Consider the following 18,730-nt stretch of genomic DNA (forward strand, 5'->3'; position numbering starts at 1 on the left):
CTCAAATGTCGACCGTTTTCAATGAGACTGCCTCTATTTCTCCCGGTGCTGTTGTAAAAAGCAGCAATAGGCATAAAAAACGCAGGAATAACATCGCCATATTGCGTGCCATCAGTTAGGTTATAAGAAGGGAATGGCGCACGACGTCAATGCCATGGTTGGTGAGTAAACCAACATTAATTAATACGCAGTCAATGAGGACGGTGTTTGTGGAATTACTTTCTCTGTACGGTTTATTCCTGGCTAAGGTACTCACTATCGTGGTGGCTATTAGTGCGTTAGTCGTTCTGGCATTCGGGATGACGCAACGTAAGCGCCAGCATAAAGGTGAGTTGCAGGTCATGAACCTGGGCGAGCAATATCAGGAAATGCAACGCGAAATGCAGATGGCCTGTATGAGCGACACCGAACGGAAGCTGTTATCGAAACAAGAAAAGAAGAAAGATAAAGAAACGGCGAAGCAAGATAAGCAGCGCGCCAAACGTGGCGAGGAAAAAAGTGTAAAACCGTGCCTGTACGTACTTGATTTCAACGGCAGTATGGATGCCGGTGAAGTGAGCTCGTTGCGAGAAGAGATCTCTGCTGTGCTGGCTGTCGCGAAACCGAAAGATGAAGTGCTGTTACGCCTCGAAAGCCCTGGCGGTGTGGTGCATGGCTATGGGCTGGCGGCCTCGCAATTACAACGTTTACGCCAGGGCGGAGTGCGCTTGACCGTCGCCGTGGATAAAGTGGCCGCCAGCGGTGGCTATATGATGGCCTGTGTGGCTGACCGCATCGTCGCGGCTCCGTTTGCGATTGTGGGATCTATTGGCGTCGTCGCGCAGATTCCCAATTTCCATCGTTTGCTGAAGAACAAAGACATTGATGTTGAGCTGCACACCGCCGGTGAATTCAAGCGTACGTTGACGCTGTTTGGTGAAAATACCGAGCAAGGCCGTGAGAAATTCCGCGAAGACCTGAATGTCACGCATACGCTGTTTAAGGATTTTGTCCAGCAGATGCGCCCCTCGTTGGATATTGATGCGGTGGCGACGGGAGAGCATTGGTTTGGCACGCAGGCGAAAGATCTGGGGTTGATTGACGCCATCGGTACCAGTGACGACCTGCTGATTGCTGAAATGGCTAGCCATGAAGTGTTAAGCGTTCGCTACACGCGGCGTAAACGCCTGCTGGATCGTCTGACGGGCAGCGCAGGTGATACCGCAGAACGACTGATGCTGCGTTGGTGGCAACGGGGTTCAAAGCCTCTGCTGTAATCGCTCAGCGTAGTGGCTTGCACAAATTAAATGCCCGCGAATGTGCGGGCATTTGCATTTAATCCATCATGCTATTTAATCGATCAGGTCATATTTCTCGGACAAAACATGCGCAAGATGCTTGAACATGTTAAATACCGCGGTGCTTTTTAAGGTTGGCATTCCATTCTCATCGAGAAAAAACTCACCGCGAAAAACCAGCACGCCGTTTTTTTGTTCTACGCTATCTGCGACCATGCCATGCAAATAATCATCGTGCTGTTTAATGATGTCATTGGCTTCAACTAATAAGCTCTGGCGGTCGATAGGACGCTTTTCTTCGTTAACCTGATATTCAGGTGACATGATTTTTACTCCTGTACTCACCCTTGAAAAAAGGGCGTATCGCATTATATGAACAATCATATAAACAACATAAACAATGCTGTTTCGAAAACCAACGTAGTGATTTCATCCCTCCGTCGGGTTATTTCAAAAGCTGCATAAAAAGAAAGGGTACTGCGATACGGTTTCAGCGTAAAGCGTAGATTATGATGCAAATGGGCTACATTTTAGGGGCTTACCTGCCGATATTCAGTGTGGCAGGATGCGGATAAAACCGGATTTCCACGCTAATTAGGTTGCGTGACAGCATTTATCAGGTAGAGTGTGGGATTTTGCGCAGTCAGTAGAATCCGCTCTGGATGCCCCGAAAAATATCTGATTTTCAGAAGAATTCAGCAGGTAATAGTACATATGGGTAAAGCTCTCGTTATCGTCGAGTCCCCGGCAAAAGCCAAAACGATCAACAAGTATTTAGGCAATGACTACGTGGTGAAATCCAGCGTCGGTCATGTACGTGATTTGCCGACGAGTGGCTCAGTCAGTAAAAAGAGCGCGGACTCAACGAAAGATAAAACGAAAAAGAAAGTCAAAAAGGATGAAAAATCCGCGCTGGTTAATCGTATGGGCGTCGACCCTTATCATGGTTGGAAAGCCAACTACGAAATACTGCCGGGTAAGGAGAAGGTCGTCTCCGAATTAAAAACGCTGGCGGAAAATGCCGACCACATCTATCTCGCAACCGACCTTGACCGCGAAGGGGAAGCCATTGCCTGGCACCTGCGGGAAATCATTGGTGGTGAAGATGAGCGTTTCAGCCGCGTGGTGTTTAATGAAATCACGAAAAATGCCATTACGCAGGCATTTGAAAAACCAGACACGTTGAATATTGACCGCGTTAATGCGCAGCAGGCGCGTCGGTTTATGGATCGCGTGGTGGGTTACATGGTATCCCCGCTACTGTGGAAAAAAATCGCCCGCGGCTTGTCCGCTGGCCGCGTGCAGTCGGTTGCGGTGCGCCTGATTGTCGATCGCGAACGCGAAATCAAAGCATTCGTGCCGGAAGAATATTGGGAATTGCACGCCGATTTGCTGACAAACAGCGATGTTCAACTGCAAATGCAGGTGACGCACCACAACGGCAAACCGTTTAAACCCGTCAATAAAGCGCAAACGCAGGCGGCGGTTAGCTTGCTTGAAAACGCCCGCTATAAGGTGGCCGATCGTGAAGATAAGCCAACCAGCAGTAAACCGGGCGCGCCGTTCATCACCTCTACGCTGCAACAGGCTGCCAGTACACGTCTTGGTTTTGGCGTGAAAAAAACCATGATGATGGCACAGCGTCTGTATGAAGCGGGCTACATCACTTACATGCGTACCGACTCAACGAACCTCAGTCAGGATGCCTTGACGATGGTGCGTGGCTATATTGGCGAAGAATTCGGCAAGCGCTATCTGCCCGAATCCGCGAACCTTTACAGCAGTAAAGAAAACTCTCAGGAAGCGCACGAAGCGATTCGTCCTTCCGATGTTGGCGTGCTGGCCGACAACTTGAAAGATATGGAAGCCGATGCACAGAAGCTGTATCAGTTGATCTGGCGTCAGTTCGTCGCTTGCCAAATGACGCCTGCGCAATACGATTCCACCACGTTAATCGTGGAGGCCGCAGATTATCAACTGCGTGCGAAAGGCCGTACGCTGCGTTTCGATGGTTGGACGAAAGTCATGCCTGCGCTGCGTAAAAATGATGAAGATCGCACGCTGCCAACCGTGGCGGTGGGCGAGGCGCTGTCGCTGCAGAAGCTGCTGCCAGGGCAACACTTCACTAAGCCACCAGCACGTTACAGCGATGCCTCACTGGTTAAAGAGCTGGAAAAGCGCGGCATTGGCCGTCCATCTACCTACGCATCTATTATTTCGACCATTCAGGATCGCGGCTACGTTCGTGTAGAGAACCGCCGTTTCTACGCCGAGAAGATGGGCGAAATCGTTACCGATCGACTGGAAGAAAACTTCCGCGAATTGATGAATTACGATTTCACCGCGCGGATGGAAAGTCGTCTCGATCAGGTCGCTAATAATCAGGCGGAATGGAAAGCGGTGCTGGATGAGTTCTTCAATGAATTCAGCCAGCAGTTGGAAAAGGCGGAACAGGATCCGGAAGAAGGCGGTATGCGTCCTAATGCGATGGTGTTGACCAGCATTGACTGCCCGACGTGTTCGCGCCAAATGGGGATTCGTACCGCCAGCACTGGCGTGTTCCTGGGCTGTTCCGGCTACGCCCTGCCGCCGAAAGAGCGCTGCAAAACCACGATCAATCTGATCCCAGAAAACGAAGTGCTGAACGTGTTGGAAGGCGATGATGCTGAAACCAACGCGCTGCGCGCCCGTCGCCGCTGTGAAAAATGCGGTACGGCGATGGACAGCTACCTGATTGATAATCAGCGCAAGCTGCACGTTTGTGGTAATAACCCAGCCTGTGACGGGTATGAAATCGAAACCGGCGAGTTCCGCATCAAAGGCTATGATGGCCCGATTGTTGAGTGCGAGAAGTGTGGTTCCGAAATGCATCTCAAAATGGGACGTTTCGGGAAATACATGGCGTGTACCAACGAGAGCTGTGGAAATACGCGTAAGATCTTGCGCAATGGTGAGGTGGCACCACCGAAGGAAGATCCGGTGCCGCTGCCTGAGCTGCCTTGTGAGAAGTCCGATGCTTATTTCGTTCTGCGTGACGGCGCGGCAGGTGTTTTCCTTGCAGCGAATACGTTCCCTAAATCTCGTGAGACGCGAGCACCACTGGTAGAAGAACTTGTGCGCTTCAAAGATCGCTTGCCGGAAAAACTGCGCTATTTGGCGGAAGCGCCAGCGGTTGATAAAGACGGCAATAAGACGCAGGTGCGTTTCAGCCGTAAGACTAAGCAGCAATATGTCTCGTCAGAAAAAGATGGCAAGGCAACAGGCTGGTCAGCGTTTTACATTGATGGCAAATGGGTTGAAGAGAAGAAGTAACTTTTTTCTGTTACCCAGCGTATAACCGAGTTATGCGTGATAAATCGCGACATCAAGCCAGCCGCAAGGCTGGCTTTTTCGATCGCAGAAAATCTCCAGATAAAACAAATGTATGAAGATTGTCCTGCAGTAGCATGAGGATTGTTGATCCGTGATAGAGAATCATGCGGTTTACCTCGGTGATAATCGCACGCACTGCGTTCTTTATCGTTTCGCCATGTAAAAATGGTTATATAAAAATAATTTTTATGATTAAATGACATTAATTGATGGAAATATGCGCCAGATGGTTAAGGCGTAGTCAAGGTCAATAAAACGGAACGTCGCCAGAACGTCGTGAGATGCCACGCGCACACTTCAATTGGGAATGGGATAAATTATGAAACTACAACAGCTTCGTTATATTGTTGAAGTTGTTAATCACAACCTGAATGTATCTTCTACTGCAGAAGGGTTGTACACCTCCCAGCCGGGGATCAGTAAACAGGTCCGTATGCTGGAGGATGAGTTGGGCATTCAGATTTTTGCCCGTAGTGGAAAACACCTGACGCAGGTGACACCAGCCGGACAGGAAGTCATCCGCATTGCACGTGAAGTGTTGTCGAAAGTCGATGCCATCAAAGCGGTTGCCGGAGAGCATACTTATCCCGATAAAGGATCGCTGTACGTGGCGACTACACACACGCAGGCGCGCTATGCGCTGCCTGGCGTCATCAAAGGCTTCATCGATCGCTATCCTCGCGTGTCGCTGCATATGCATCAGGGCTCGCCGACGCAGATTGCTGAGGCCGTTGCGAAAGGAACTGCGGATTTTGCTATTGCGACCGAAGCGCTCCACCTGTACGACGATCTGATCATGCTGCCGTGCTACCACTGGAACCGCGCGGTGGTAGTAAAACCCGATCACCCGCTGGCTTCCAAAACCGACATCTCTATTGAAGAATTGGCCGCTTATCCCATCGTTACCTATACCTTTGGTTTTACGGGGCGTTCCGAGCTGGATACCGCGTTTAACCGTGCGGGGCTGACGCCGCGTATTGTCTTTACCGCCACAGACGCCGATGTGATTAAAACCTACGTCCGTTTAGGGCTGGGGGTGGGGGTGATTGCTAATATGGCGGTTGATCCGCAAACGGAAACCGATCTGGTGACCATCAACGCGAACAGTATTTTCAGCTACAGTACAACGAAAATTGGCTTCCGCCGCAGCACGTTCCTGCGTAGCTACATGTACGATTTCATCCAGCGTTTTGCGCCGCATTTAACGCGTGATGTCGTCGATACGGCCGTTGCGCTGCGTTCAAATGATGAAATAGAAGCGATGTTCAAGGACGTCACGCTACCAGTGAAATAAACGTCATTCAGAACGGATCACCAACGTAAAAAAGCCAGACAGTGTCTGGCTTTTTATCATTCAAACGCTTCACGCCTCACACATCAGCGTGAGAGGTTCAGGCTGGTTATCAGGCGGATGCTGTTGTCGTAGCGGCGTCCGCAGGAACATCAGTGGCGACATCTTGCGTCATACGCGTCAGTTTCGGCGCGGTCAGCAGCATCAGAACGGCGATGATGCCTGTTACGATGCCAATCTGCAGGAAGACATTGCTGTAAACCTCAAGGGACACGTGTGGGTCTACGACGTTCTCAGGCACGGCCATCATGTTAGCGACATAGCCCGCGATAATCGCAGCACCAGCCGATGTCAGGAACCAGGCACCCATGATGAAACCCATCAGACGCTGTGGCACCAGTTGCGCGACCATCGCCAGACCCAGACCGGAAATCATTAATTCCCCGATACTTTGCAGGCCATAGCAGAGGATCAGCCAGTTGACGGACACGATACCCTGTTCGTTTGCCATGCTGGCGCCCCACGGCAGCACCAGGAACGCACCGGAACACAGCACCATACCCATCGCAAACTTGTGCGCCATCGGCAGTTGATCGCCCATTTTGTTATAAACCGCAGCCAGAATCGGGCTGGCAACCATGATCCAGAACGGGTTGAGTGCCTGATACTGCTCCGGCTCAAAGGAAAAACCTAAAATGGCGTGCTCAACGTTGCGAATCGCAAAGAAGTTCAGCGAGGTTGGCATCTGGTTGTACAACACAAAGAAGACGACAGCTTCCAGCATCAGCAGCAGCGCGACGATCATTTTCCGACGTTCTGCACCGCTTACCGCCAGAATTTCTTTAATGAAGATGGCGACAACGGCGACTGAAATAATGGTCAGAATCCAACGAGCAACGCTCTGATTGTGCAGTAGCCAGGTGGAAAGTGCGACCAGCACCACGATACCCGCGAGAGTAATGACAAGTTTCTTCAAATTGATCGGTTCGAAATCTGGCTGAGAACCTTGTGTACTGACCCACTTGCGGCAGAACATGAAGTTGACCAGCGTCAGAATCATCCCGACCACGCTCAGGGAAAAGGCGACGCTCCAGCCATAGTGTGCGGCCAGTACCGGTGTCGCCAGCATAGAGAAGAAGGAACCGATGTTCACCGACATGTAGTACATGGTGAAGGCGCCATCCAGACGTGGATCGTCCTTCGCGTAGCAGGTCGACAGCAGGGCCGACGGGTTGGCTTTAAACAAACCGTTACCGACGGCAATGGTTGCCATACCGATATAAACCCACGCCACACTGTGGCCGGAATAGGCAATCATGGTGTAACCAAGCGCCAGCACGATAGCACCCAGAACGATCACGCGTTTGGTGCCGAGGACTTTATCACCCAACCAGCCGCCAATAGCGACAAAACCGTATACCAGCGCGCTGAACGAGGAGAAGAGGGTGATGGAGTCGGTTTCGGACATGCCTAGCATTTTGACCAGATAAACGGCCATGATGCCTTGCAGGCCGTAGTAACCAAAACGCTCCCACAGCTCAATACTAAAGATGAGATAAAACGCTTTTGGTTGTTTGAACGCGTTCATGCTGACGCTTTCGGTGGATTCGCTGTTGTTGTTTGCTGTTGACACAAAGACCTCTGATTTTACATATCTCGTTTTTTTTAACGAGAAAATAACAAGAGTGAGGCAGTGAAACTGCAACCTCTTTTCATTGTTATGGGGAGGAAAAACGGCGTTATATTGACGTTATTTTACGGACAGACAAGCTATTTGACATGTTTTGTTACAAGTGGATTTGATTGCCGGATAAAACTATAAATCAAATGTTATGCAGAGTTTAATTTCATATCTTGCTTTCACATCAAATAATTATCTTGGTTTTTCGTATTTTCTTTTTTTAAAAAGGGATATAATCTGCCTTTTAGTTTAAATAAAGTTTATATCATTAACTATGAATGAATATGCGGTTTAATCTTTTGCATATTATTAAATATGCAGTGAGTATAAAAATCGATCAAATATACCCAATAAGATGACTGTCGATATAATCACGAAAAGTGACTTTCAATCACTAAATTTTCTATTAAAAATAACTTATTAGCCTTAAATAGTGGTTATGTGTGTTTTTATACAGCCTTTTTACGCGCGGAGGTGCCAGAAAAGGTTGTGAGGATCTGGATCGTGGGAGCAGGGATCGCGTAACACATTCTGTTTGCAAGAAAGTCAGGGATAAGCCAGGGTGGGATCATCGTGCTGGTGAGTAGCGCTCCACCAGCCCCGAATCGATTAGGCGTCGATCTTCTCACCAAATTCGCACAAATCTTCAATCAGGCAGGAACCACAGCGTGGTTTGCGTGCGATACAGGTGTAACGACCATGCAGGATTAACCAGTGATGACAGTCGACTTTAAATTCTGCCGGAACGACTTTCAGCAGTTTTTCCTCTACCTGTTCAACATTTTTACCCGGCGCAAATCCTGTGCGGTTGCTGACGCGGAAAATGTGGGTATCAACGGCAATCGTCGGCCAGCCAAACGCGGTATTCAGGACGACGTTTGCCGTTTTTCGTCCTACGCCGGGTAAGGCTTCCAGCGCCGCACGATCTTCAGGAACCTGTCCCTGATGCTTTTCCAACAGCAAACGGCAGGTCTTGATGACGTTTTCCGCTTTGCTGTTAAACAGACCGATGGTCTTGATGTACTCTTTCACGCCGTCTACGCCGAGTTCGAGCAGGGCTTCTGGCGTATTCGCGACGGGATAGAGTTTTGCCGTTGCTTTGTTGACGCTGACATCGGTTGCCTGTGCGGAAAGCAAGACGGCAATGAGCAGTTCAAACGGCGTGCTGAAATTTAACTCTGTTGTGGGATGGGGATTGTTGGCTCGCAATCGCGTTAAGATCTCAATCCGTTTGGCCTTGTTCACAGCGATTCCCCTACGGTATCGGTTGCCGGCGCCGTTTTCCCTTCGGTGAGAGCAGCACGGGCTCGGCGTTGTTTCATTTTCTCATCGATCAAATATTTCGCAGCCAGCAACAGCCCGAGACCGATAAACGCGCCCGGTGGCAGCATGGCCAGCAGGAACGGGGAGTCAAGGTGTACAACCTCGATGCGGAGCGACTTAGCCCAACTGCCCAGCAGCAAATCTGCGCCGTCGAACAGCGTGCCGTTGCCCAGAATTTCACGTAAAGAACCGAGCACCACCAGCGCGCTGGTGGCTCCCAGCCCCATTGCCAGGCCGTCAATTGCAGAAGGGAACACCGCATGCTTGGAAGCGAAGGCTTCAGCACGGCCGATGACGATACAGTTCGTCACGATCAGCGGAATAAAGATCCCCAGAGACTGATATAAACCGTAGGCATAGGCGTTGATCAACATTTGCACGGTGCTGACCACCGAGGCAATGATCATGACATAAATGGGAATTCGGATTTCCGCTGGCACCCAGCGGCGTAGCGCAGAGACGGCTATGTTGGTGCAGGTGAGAACCAGCGTGGTTGCCAGCCCTAAGCCCAGCGCGTTAGTCGCGGTTGATGACACGGCTAGCAGGGGGCAAAGACCCAGCAATTGAACCAGTGCCGAGTTATTCTTCCATAACCCTTCAACGAAAAGTGCTTTGGTTTGACTCATTGGGTCTCTCCACAGGCGGACAGCGTGTTGATTTGTGGCGGCAGCGTTTGCAGGTAAAGGGCGCTGCGTTTTACGCTATTAATGACGGCGCGTGGCGTAATGGTGGCTCCAGTGAATTGATCAAACATTCCGCCTTCTTTCTTCACTGCCCAGCGAGCATCCTGTTCACCCTGTACCGTTTGTCCACTGAAGCGGGTGATCCAGTCAGAAATTCGTACTTCGATTTTGTCACCCAGCCCCGGCGTTTCATGGTGCTCGGTGACGCGGACACCAAGTACCTTGCCATGAAAATCGGCACCGACCAGCAGCCTAATGGCACCAGAATAGCCATCCGGCGCGGTACTTTCCAGTGCGGCGGCAACGGGTTCTCCGTTCTGACGAGCGATAAATACGCGATGCGGCGCTGACGATCCTAATGCCGGATTAGTGACAATGTAACACTCTTTTTGAATGTCACTATTGTATAACTCAGCGGGAACCACCTGATCCAACAGCATTTTTTGTTGCAACATCGCCTGATGCGAGATCGTGGGTTCCGTCAGCATGTTTACCACGGCAGTGACGGCGGTAGTGAACGCGGCAAACAGGGCCAGTGTTGTCGCGTGGCGGCGCATTGTAGTTATCATGGGCGTCTCCTCAGCGATGGTGGCCGTAAGCGCGTGGCTTGGTGTAATAGTCAATCAGCGGCACGGTGATGTTTGCCAACAGAACGGCAAACGCGACGCCGTCCGGGTAGCCACCGTAGGTCCGAATTAGCCAAACCAGTAACCCAATCAGCGCCCCAAAAATCAAACGGCCACGGTTTGTGGTTGACGCGGTAACCGGATCGGTCGCAATGAAGAAAGCACCGAGCATGGTGGCGCCGGACAGCAGATGCAGCATCGGCGGAGCGAATTTCTCCGGCGCGATGAACCAGCTTAGTGAGGCGCAGAACATCAGCGACAGCAGGAAACTGACCGGAATATGCCAGCGAATGGTACCGCGCATCAGCAAAAACAGCCCGCCGATGAGAAAACCGATATTCACCCACTGCCAGCCAATGCCTGACAGCGATTGCGCAAACATCGGCTGTTGCAGAATGCCCTGTGGCGTTTGGCCGGAGCGCAGGCTGGTTTTAAACGTATCCAGCGGGGTAGCCTGACTGATGCCATCAACGTTGTGCATTAATTGCTGCATGGTATGTCCGTCAGGTGTGTGTCCGGTAAAAATGATGACGAGCGCATCATGGAAACCGACGGAAATGGTTTGCAGCGGCACAGGTGGCAGCCAGCTCGTCATCTGAACCGGGAACGAGATCAGCAGCACTACATAGCCAATCATCGCGGGGTTAAAGGGGTTTTGCCCTAAGCCGCCATACAGCTGTTTAGCGATAATGATGGCGAAGACGGTTGCCATGACCACCATCCACCACGGAGCAAGCGGCGGCAGGCTGATGCCGAGCAATACGGCAGTCAATAGTGCGGAATTGTCAGCCAGCGTAGTGCGCACGGCGAATTTTCTGAGTGACAGTGTCACACCCTCCGCGATAAGCGCGGTGGCTGATGCCAGACCGACCTGAATCAGGTTGCCGTAGCCAAAGAAATAGACCTGCGCCAGCATGCCAGGCAGACAGGCCAGAATGACCAACAGCATGATGCGCTGTGTGCGCTGCTGATTATGTGTAAACGGGGAACTCGCAATTCTAAAAGCCATTTATTCCTCTTGATATGACGATGCCTGCGCGGCTTTACGGGCTTTAACGCGAGCGATGGCCGCAGCCACGGCAGCCTTACGTGGATCTTCTGGCTCTTGTGCTTCAACGGCGGTAACAGGCTCGGCAACCACGTCAGGAGCAACGGATGAAACGGGGACTTCCGCATTTTCCGCGGTCTGCTGTGCAGCCTTGCGGGCTTTAACGCGAGCGATGGCCGCAGCCACGGCAGCTTTGCGTGGATCTTCAGGCTCTTGTGCTTCAACGGTGGTAACAGGCTCGGCAATCACGTCAGGAGCAACGGATGAAACGGGGACTTCCGCATTTTCCGCGGTCTGTTGGGCTGCCTTGCGCGCTTTAACGCGCTCAAGTGCGGCGGCTACCGCGGCTTTACGTGGGTCAAGCTCGGCTGTTGGGGTTTCCTGCTGCGTCCGTTCTTCACGTAACTGTTCTTCGCGTACGAATGCCTTGCGGGCAGCCCGCGCGGCGATGGCGGCGCGGTTATCGGGCTGTGCATCGGGCGTAATCGCGATTGGCGCCCCGATCTCTGTGGCTGTGGTTTGCTTGCGGCGCACACGCTCCAGCGCCGCCTGAACGGCATCTTTATCCGTGGTGGAGACGCCAGCCGCAGCCTGTTTATGGCGTAGTTCGCGAGCGGCTTTTTCTCGCTCCAGGCGAGCCTGTTTAGCATCAAAACGTACTTTGGCCTGCGCGGCACGCTGTGCCTCTTCGTCGATGGCCCGAATTTCGGCTTTTTCCTGACGGTAATACTGCACCAGCGGAATATTGCTAGGACAGACGTAAGCACAGGCACCACACTCGATGCAGTCAAACAAATGGTGATTGCGGGCTTTCTCGTGTTCCTGCCCACGGCTGAACCAGTAAAGCTGCTGTGGCAAAAGCCCCGCCGGACAGGCGTCGGCACATTTGCTACAGCGAATGCAGGATTGCTCTTCGGCAACCGGCTCCATTTCCGCATGCGATGGCGCGAGTAGACAGTTGCTGATTTTGACGATCGGCACATCCAGCGACGGCAGGGTAAAGCCCATCAACGGACCGCCCATCACCACCATCGGTTGCTTGTTGACATGGAAGCCCCCCTGTTTGAGCAGGTGACGTACTGGTGTGCCCAGCCGCGCCCACACGTTACCGGGCTGACGCAAGGCTTCACCGGTTAGCGTCACCACGCGCTCGGTGAGCGGTTCGCCGTCGATCACGGCACGTTTGATGGCGAAGGCTGTACCGACGTTCTGCATTAACACGCCAATCGCGGCGGAGTGTTTACCGAACGGAACCTCTTTGCCGGTCAGAATTTTGGTGAGCTGCTTGGCACCGCCTGACGGATACTTGGTTGGGATGACGCGCAACTGCATGTCGCTGCGTTTACCCAAGGCCAACCGCAGGGCGGCAATCGCTTCTGGCTTATTATCTTCGATTCCGAACAGAATACGTTTTGGCTGCAACAGGAATGACAGAATCTCGACGCCCTGAATAATCTCCTCTGCGTGCTCCTGCATGAGTCGATCGTCTGCGGTGATATAGGGTTCACACTCTGCGCCGTTGATGATCAGGGTTTCAATCCCGCGCATTCCGCCTTGTAACTTGGCCGCGGTAGGGAACCCTGCGCCGCCCAGTCCCGCGATGCCAGCCTGATGCAGGTGAGCAAGCAGGGTATCGGTGCTCTGTGCGCGATAATCCATCAAGGTCTGACGTTCACACCAGCGATCGTCGCCATCCGGCACAATAATAATACTGAGTTCAGACAGGCCAGAAGGGTGCGCCGTGGTGTGTTGGCGGATCGCATTCACCGTGCCTGACGTTGGGGCGTGAACGGGCAACGTGCGGCCTTTTCCTCGCGTCAGCGGCTGGCCGCGCAGAACTTTATCGCCGATGCTGACGCAGATCTCGCCTTCTGGGCCAAGATGCTGCTTGAGCGGAATAATGAACTGTTCTGGCAGCGGAATGTGACGCAGCGGCGTCTGGCTGGACTGCGTCTTCATTTCCGGCGGATGAATGCCTCCGTCGAAATCCCAGATTCTGTCTTTTCTAAAGGCGGAAAACAGCTTAAGCATGGCGTTCTACTTGAATAACGCGTACTGGAATCGTATCGAGATCCCATTTCCAGTTAGCGGGAGTCGGAGCGATAGGACGTAATTCGATACAGTCCGTCGGGCAAGGGGAGACGCAGAGATCGCAGCCGGTACATAAATCGCTCACGACGGTGTGTACCGCTTTGGTACTGCCGATGATGGCATCAACCGGGCAGGCCTGAATGCACTTGGTGCAGCCGATGCAGTTACTTTCGTCGATCCAGGCAACGTGGCGTGCGGGCGCTTGAACGTCGGCATCGCCCTCCAGCGGCTGTGGATCGACGTTGAGCTTTTCAGCCAGCTTCAACATCATCGCTTCGCCGCCGGGGCCGCATTTATTAATATTTTCCCCATTTAGTGCGACCGCTTCGGCGTAAGGCCGACAGCCAGGGTAGCCGCACTGGCCGCACTGGCTTTGTGGCAGCATGGCTTCCACTTCTTCCACGATCGGATCGTTTTCGACTTCAAACCGACGGGAGGCGTAGCCGAGCACCAGACCAAATGCCAGCGCGAGAGCGCTTAATGCCGCAATGGCAATCCAGATTGCGGTCATCAGAATTTCACCAGTCCGGTAAAGCCCATAAACGCCAGCGACATGAGGCCGGCGGTGATCAGCGCGATAGACGACCCCCGGAACGGCGCAGGAATATCCGACACGGCGAGGCGCTCGCGAATGGCGGCGAAGAGTACCATCACCAGCGAGAAGCCTGCGGCACCGCCAAAGCCATAAATCGTCGATTGCAGGAAGCCGTGCGACAGATTGATATTAAGCAGAACAACGCCAAGTACAGCGCAGTTGGTGGTAATCAGCGGCAGGAAAATCCCCAGCAGACGATACAGCTCAGGGCTGACTTTACGCACGAACATCTCGGAGAACTGCACTACCACGGCGAGCACCAGAATAAATGCCATGGTGCGCAAATAGAGAATATCGAGCGGAACGAGAATAAATTCGTTGACCAGCCAGGAAAACATGGAGCCGACAGTCATGACGAACGTGGTCGCCATGCCCATGCCAATTGCCGTCTCGAGCTTTTTGGACACGCCCATAAAGGGGCACAGCCCAAGAAACTTCACTAAGACGAAATTATTTACCAGAAGGATGCTAACAAAGAGCAATGCGTATTCGGTCATTACGGTGCCTACAAAACAAAACCGGACTATTATCAGGCATTGTCGGGTTTTCGACAACATACCCAAAGTAGGGTTATCGATGTCCCCTGCAAGGGGCGAAAGGGTAACGTCTCGTAAATAAGAGAAACGCCGGGTTGTCAGACAACCACGCAGGGCCTGTTCTGAGCAATAGCCCGGAAGGAAATTATTGCATAATTATTCTTTTTATCGCTGATAACACTTTATGGCTACAGGACGTGATGCCAGACGGATTTTGGCACACAGCCGATATCGAATAAACGCCCGCCGGATGCCAGCTCAGCCCGCCGATGATCCGCAGCACGATACATGTTGATGATTTCCTGACTATCTGTCAGAGAATAATTGAGGTGATCAAAGAGTTTTTCCAGACTTTCTGTTGAGCTGACTTTCCTGAATTTGAGCAAATAGTCATGAACGGTCATGGTGATTGGTCTAATAGTTATGTGGTTGAGATGACTAAGTATATGCAAGCGGCACAACCTGTCTAGAGGGCGATGTAATAAAGTACGCTTATTTTTCAACAACAAACAAATGAAAATGAAAAATAATGGATTGACAGGAAATATGATGACGTTTAAGGCAACGGTGGGCGGCAGCATGATGGCAAACCGTAGCGTGAATGATGGGTGACGATAACGGGGCAGCGTAGACGTCAACTGCCCCTGATATTAGCGTCTAGCGGCTACACAGCTTGTAGTACACCTCGTTCCAGCGCAGCGCATCTTTGAATTCGTGGAGGCGGGTTTCGTTGTCGATCACCAACAGCTCAATATTCTGCATTTGCGCGTAGAGCCGCATGTGTTCGAGATCCAACGCCTGGCTAAAGACGGTGTGGTGCGCACCGCCAGCCAGAATCCAGGCTTCCGCCGCCACTTCCAGCGACGGCTGCGCTTTCCAGATGGCACGGGCAACCGGTAATTTCGGCAGTGGGTGCGGTTGTTCGATCGTATCGACCAAATTTACCAGCATTCTGAAACGGTCGCCCATGTCGATCACGCTAGCGTTGAGTGATGGGCCTGCTGGCGTAGAGAAAATCAGACGAGCAGGGTCGGCTTTGCCACCAATACCCAGGTATTGCGCATCCAGAATCGGCTTCTGTTCCTTCGCAATGGTGGGGCAGACTTCCAGCATGTGGGAACCGACGACCAGATCGTTACCGTTTTGGAAGTTATAGGTGTAGTCCTCCATGAAGGACGTCCCACCTGACAGCCCCCCAGCCATCACTTTCATGATGCGCAGCAGCGCGGCGGTTTTCCAGTCACCTTCGCCACCGAATCCATAGCCCTGTTGCATCAGGCGCTGTACCGCCAGCCCCGGCAGTTGCTTCAAGCCATACAGATTTTCAAAATCGGTGGTGAACGCGTGATAGCCACCTTGTTCCAGAAAACGCGTCATCCCGAGTTCAATCTGTGCCGCATCCAGCAGATTCTGGCGATTAGCGCCGTTGAGCTTCACCGCATCCGTTAACTGATAGCTGGCTTCGTATTCGTCGACCAGCGCATTGATATCGCCTTTGGATACCGCATCAACCACGGCGGTTAAATCACCCAGTCCCCAGGCGCTGACGGAATAACCGAATTGAATTTGTGCACCGACTTTATCGCCTTCGGTGACCGCGACTTCACGCATGTTGTCACCAAAGCGCGCGACCTTCAGCTGTTTGCTTTCCTGAATGGCAGCAGCAACCCGCATCCATTTCCCGATACGGACATGGGCGTTCTTATCCTGCCAGTGGCCGACGACAACCTGATGCGCCTGCCGCATCCGGGCGCCGATGAAACCAAATTCGCGTCCGCCGTGTGCGGTCTGATTCAGGTTCATAAAATCCATGTCCATAGTGTCCCACGGCACTTCGGCATTGAACTGGGTGTGGAATTGCAGCAGGGGTTTACTGAGTACGCTCAGGCCGCCAATCCACATTTTGGCTGGCGAAAAAGTATGTAGCCAGGTCAGCAGGCCAATACAGTTATCTTGATAGTTGGCATCGCGACACAGCGCCAGAATTTCATCCGGTGTTTTCACCAGCGGCTTCAGCACCAGCTTAACCGGCAGATTAGCCTGTTGATTTAACCCAGCGACGACCTTTTCCGCGTTCTCTTTTACCTGACGTAACGTTTCCGGCCCGTAGAGGTGCTGGCTACCGATGACGAACCAGACTTCAAGCTGCTTAAAATGATCCATGATGACTCCTGTAACGTGATCCCAGAGGGATAAAAATTAGTTTTTTGCCGTAGACGTTGGGCTATAGGCAGGTTCCGCGAGGCGGCACCACTGCTGATAGCGTTCATAAAGCTGCTGATAACGGGCAACGCGCTGGCTGTCAGGCATTAAGGTGCGTTCTATGCCGCTGGCCATATGCTGCTGTGCCGTTGGGATATCGTCGTGAACGCCAGCGGCGACGGCGGCAAAGATCGCCGCGCCGAGCGCACAGCACTGATCGGAGGCAACGATCTGCAAAGGGCGATTCATCACATCAGTGCATACCTGCATGATGACGGGGGATTTCCGCGCGATGCCGCCCAGTGCCAGCACGTTCTCGACGGGGACTCCCTGATTTTCAAAGCATTCCATAATCGCGCGCGCGCCAAAGGCCGTCGCGGCAATAAAGCCGCCGAACAGCGTGGGGGCATCGGTGCCCAGATTGAGATCGGTGATCACGCCTTTGAGCCGCTGATTGGCGAACGGCGTTCTGCGGCCGTTAAACCAGTCCAACACGACAGGTAAGTGATCCAGCGTGGGGTTTTCTGCCCAGCGACGGGTAAGCCGTTCCAGCAGTGTGGCTTCCATCGCCTGTAATGACGTTTTGAGTTCGGGATGACCTTGTTCGGCATAGTCTTTCGCCGCTTCCTGTAATGACCAGCCCAGCAGCCGCCCAAACCAGGCGTACATATCACCGAAGGCGGACTGTCCCGCTTCGAGGCCGATATAGCCGGGAACAACGCTGCCGTCGACTTGTCCGCAGATACCGGCGATGGTGCGATCGGCAATGCGTGCGTCGTCGGCGATCAGAATGTCGCAGGTGGAGGTGCCAATTACTTTAACCAGCGTATAAGGCTGTGCGCCTGCGCCGACGGTGCCGACGTGGCAGTCAAACGCGCCGCCCGCCAGGATGACTGTCTCGGGAATGCCGAGACGCTGCGCCCACTCTGCGGTAATCGTGCCGACTGGCTGTTCGGCAGTCCAGGTATCGGTAAACAGCGGGTACTGCAATTTCTCGGTCAGGCAGGGATCGAGCGCATGCAGAAAGTCTTTCGGCGGCAGTCCGCCCCAGCTTGGGTGCCAGAGTGATTTATGCCCGGCGCTGCATCGACCACGGCGGATATCGGCAGGTGCCTGCGTACCGGAAAGCAGGGCGGGCACCCAGTCGCACAGTTCTATCCAGGAGACGGCCGCCTGACGCACCGCGGCATCTTCACGCGAGACATGCAGGATTTTGGCCCAGAACCATTCGGACGAGTAAACGCCACCGATATAACGGGTGTAATCCGGGAATTGGCCGCTTCGGCACAGTGTATTAATGGCTTCCGCTTCTTCTATTGCCGTGTGGTCTTTCCACAGCACGAACATGGCATTGGGATTGTTGGCAAACTCGGGGCGCAGCGCGAGGATCTGACCCTGTTCATCAATGGGGGCGGGGGTCGACCCGGTCGAATCCACGCCGATGCCGATGATGTGTTGGCGCTGTTCGTTCGTCAGGCGGGAAACCACCACCTTAATTGCCTGTTCCAGCGATTCAATATAGTCCAGCGGATGGTGTCGGAACTGGTTGTTGGCCGGCTGACAATATTTACCTTCGCGCCAGCGGGGATAGTAGACCACTTCTGTTTCCAACTCTTGCCCGCTTTGGCAGTCAACGGCTAAGGCGCGTACCGAATCACTGCCGAAGTCGAGGCCAATCGTAATAGCGCCCGCGCTCATGCTTTGCTCCTCATTAATCCGAGATCGTTGGTGTTTACGATAGGCAGGGACAGGAAGAGGCGGTTAGGAGCGGTTAGCTGGAAGTATGTATTTTTCTGTCGCCCGCAGCCATTTTGTGAAGCCCGTCAAAGGTTAATGATTGGTTAAAATTGCTAAATGTATGCACAAACCTGTCATTGTTCCGGGATGTGATAAAGCTCTATATTCGAACCGGAAATAACGACTAAAACATAAAGCGTCTGAATGCTACTGAGTAAAGGATTGCGCTAAGTCTGTGTTTTTCCTTTATCCAGACCGGAAAACCCTT

General features: G+C 52.7%; 15 protein-coding genes. 3 read left to right on the plus strand and 12 right to left on the minus strand.

Annotation, left to right across the window (positions count from 1 at the left end):
- The first annotated feature begins 209 nt into the window (after nt 1-209).
- Nucleotides 210-1,256 (plus strand): protease SohB, encoded by a 1,047-nt coding sequence (gene sohB, locus NAL19_RS10325; protein WP_263059605.1) that lies wholly within the window; start codon nt 210-212, stop codon nt 1,254-1,256.
- 75 nt (nt 1,257-1,331) lie between these two features.
- On the opposite strand, the gene NAL19_RS10330 is transcribed toward sohB, so the two are convergent.
- Nucleotides 1,332-1,601: a YciN family protein gene (locus NAL19_RS10330; RefSeq protein WP_180741030.1), complete on the minus strand. Its 270-nt coding sequence runs from the start codon at nt 1,599-1,601 to the stop codon at nt 1,332-1,334.
- A gap of 390 nt (nt 1,602-1,991) precedes the next feature.
- On the opposite strand from NAL19_RS10330, the gene topA reads away from it, so the two are divergent.
- Nucleotides 1,992-4,589, plus strand: coding sequence for a type I DNA topoisomerase (topA, locus tag NAL19_RS10335; RefSeq protein ID WP_263059606.1), 2,598 nt, complete (start codon nt 1,992-1,994; stop codon nt 4,587-4,589).
- 379 nt (nt 4,590-4,968) lie between these two features.
- Nucleotides 4,969-5,943: an HTH-type transcriptional regulator CysB gene (gene cysB / locus NAL19_RS10340; protein WP_225088065.1), complete on the plus strand. Its 975-nt coding sequence runs from the start codon at nt 4,969-4,971 to the stop codon at nt 5,941-5,943.
- A 109-nt stretch (nt 5,944-6,052) separates the two neighbouring features.
- Here cysB and dtpA read toward each other — a convergent pair whose 3' ends face one another.
- The 11 genes from dtpA to NAL19_RS10395 form a co-directional block, all read right to left on the minus strand.
- The gene (dtpA, locus tag NAL19_RS10345; protein WP_263059607.1) at nt 6,053-7,573 is read right to left on the minus strand and encodes a dipeptide/tripeptide permease DtpA; all 1,521 of its coding nucleotides are present in this window, start codon (nt 7,571-7,573) and stop codon (nt 6,053-6,055) included.
- A gap of 657 nt (nt 7,574-8,230) precedes the next feature.
- A complete protein-coding gene (nth, locus tag NAL19_RS10350) occupies nt 8,231-8,866 on the minus strand; it encodes an endonuclease III (RefSeq protein WP_180741027.1) in 636 nt (211 codons plus the stop codon).
- Complete coding sequence (locus tag NAL19_RS10355; RefSeq protein WP_263059608.1) at nt 8,863-9,570, minus strand: electron transport complex subunit E; 708 nt, start codon at nt 9,568-9,570, stop codon at nt 8,863-8,865. The genes nth and NAL19_RS10355 overlap by 4 nt, the downstream gene beginning before the upstream one ends.
- A complete protein-coding gene (gene rsxG, locus NAL19_RS10360) occupies nt 9,567-10,196 on the minus strand; it encodes an electron transport complex subunit RsxG (protein WP_263059609.1) in 630 nt (209 codons plus the stop codon). Before rsxG ends, NAL19_RS10355 begins: the two co-directional genes overlap by 4 nt.
- Before the next feature lie 10 nt (nt 10,197-10,206).
- Nucleotides 10,207-11,262, minus strand: a complete 1,056-nt coding sequence (rsxD, locus tag NAL19_RS10365) for an electron transport complex subunit RsxD (RefSeq protein WP_263059610.1) — start codon at nt 11,260-11,262, stop codon at nt 10,207-10,209.
- Nucleotides 11,263-13,332: an electron transport complex subunit RsxC gene (gene rsxC / locus NAL19_RS10370; protein ID WP_263059611.1), complete on the minus strand. Its 2,070-nt coding sequence runs from the start codon at nt 13,330-13,332 to the stop codon at nt 11,263-11,265. It lies immediately after the preceding gene.
- On the minus strand, nt 13,325-13,903 hold the full coding sequence (gene rsxB / locus NAL19_RS10375; RefSeq protein ID WP_225088071.1) for an electron transport complex subunit RsxB: 579 nt from the start codon (nt 13,901-13,903) through the stop codon (nt 13,325-13,327). Before rsxB ends, rsxC begins: the two co-directional genes overlap by 8 nt.
- Entirely contained in the window at nt 13,903-14,484 is a 582-nt protein-coding gene (gene rsxA / locus NAL19_RS10380) for an electron transport complex subunit RsxA (RefSeq protein ID WP_010296121.1), read from the minus strand. The genes rsxB and rsxA overlap by 1 nt, the downstream gene beginning before the upstream one ends.
- 227 nt (nt 14,485-14,711) lie before the next feature.
- Nucleotides 14,712-14,927 (minus strand): transcription modulator YdgT, encoded by a 216-nt coding sequence (gene ydgT / locus NAL19_RS10385; RefSeq protein WP_129711257.1) that lies wholly within the window; start codon nt 14,925-14,927, stop codon nt 14,712-14,714.
- Nucleotides 14,928-15,180: 253 nt separating this feature from the next.
- Nucleotides 15,181-16,686 (minus strand): L-arabinose isomerase, encoded by a 1,506-nt coding sequence (gene araA, locus NAL19_RS10390; RefSeq protein ID WP_263059612.1) that lies wholly within the window; start codon nt 16,684-16,686, stop codon nt 15,181-15,183.
- A 36-nt stretch (nt 16,687-16,722) separates the two neighbouring features.
- Nucleotides 16,723-18,423, minus strand: a complete 1,701-nt coding sequence (locus NAL19_RS10395) for a ribulokinase (RefSeq protein ID WP_263059613.1) — start codon at nt 18,421-18,423, stop codon at nt 16,723-16,725.
- Nucleotides 18,424-18,730 lie beyond the last annotated feature (307 nt).

The sequence above is a fragment of the Pectobacterium sp. F1-1 genome (genome assembly GCF_025643735.1).
In the GTDB taxonomy this organism is placed as follows: domain Bacteria; phylum Pseudomonadota; class Gammaproteobacteria; order Enterobacterales; family Enterobacteriaceae; genus Pectobacterium; species Pectobacterium colocasium.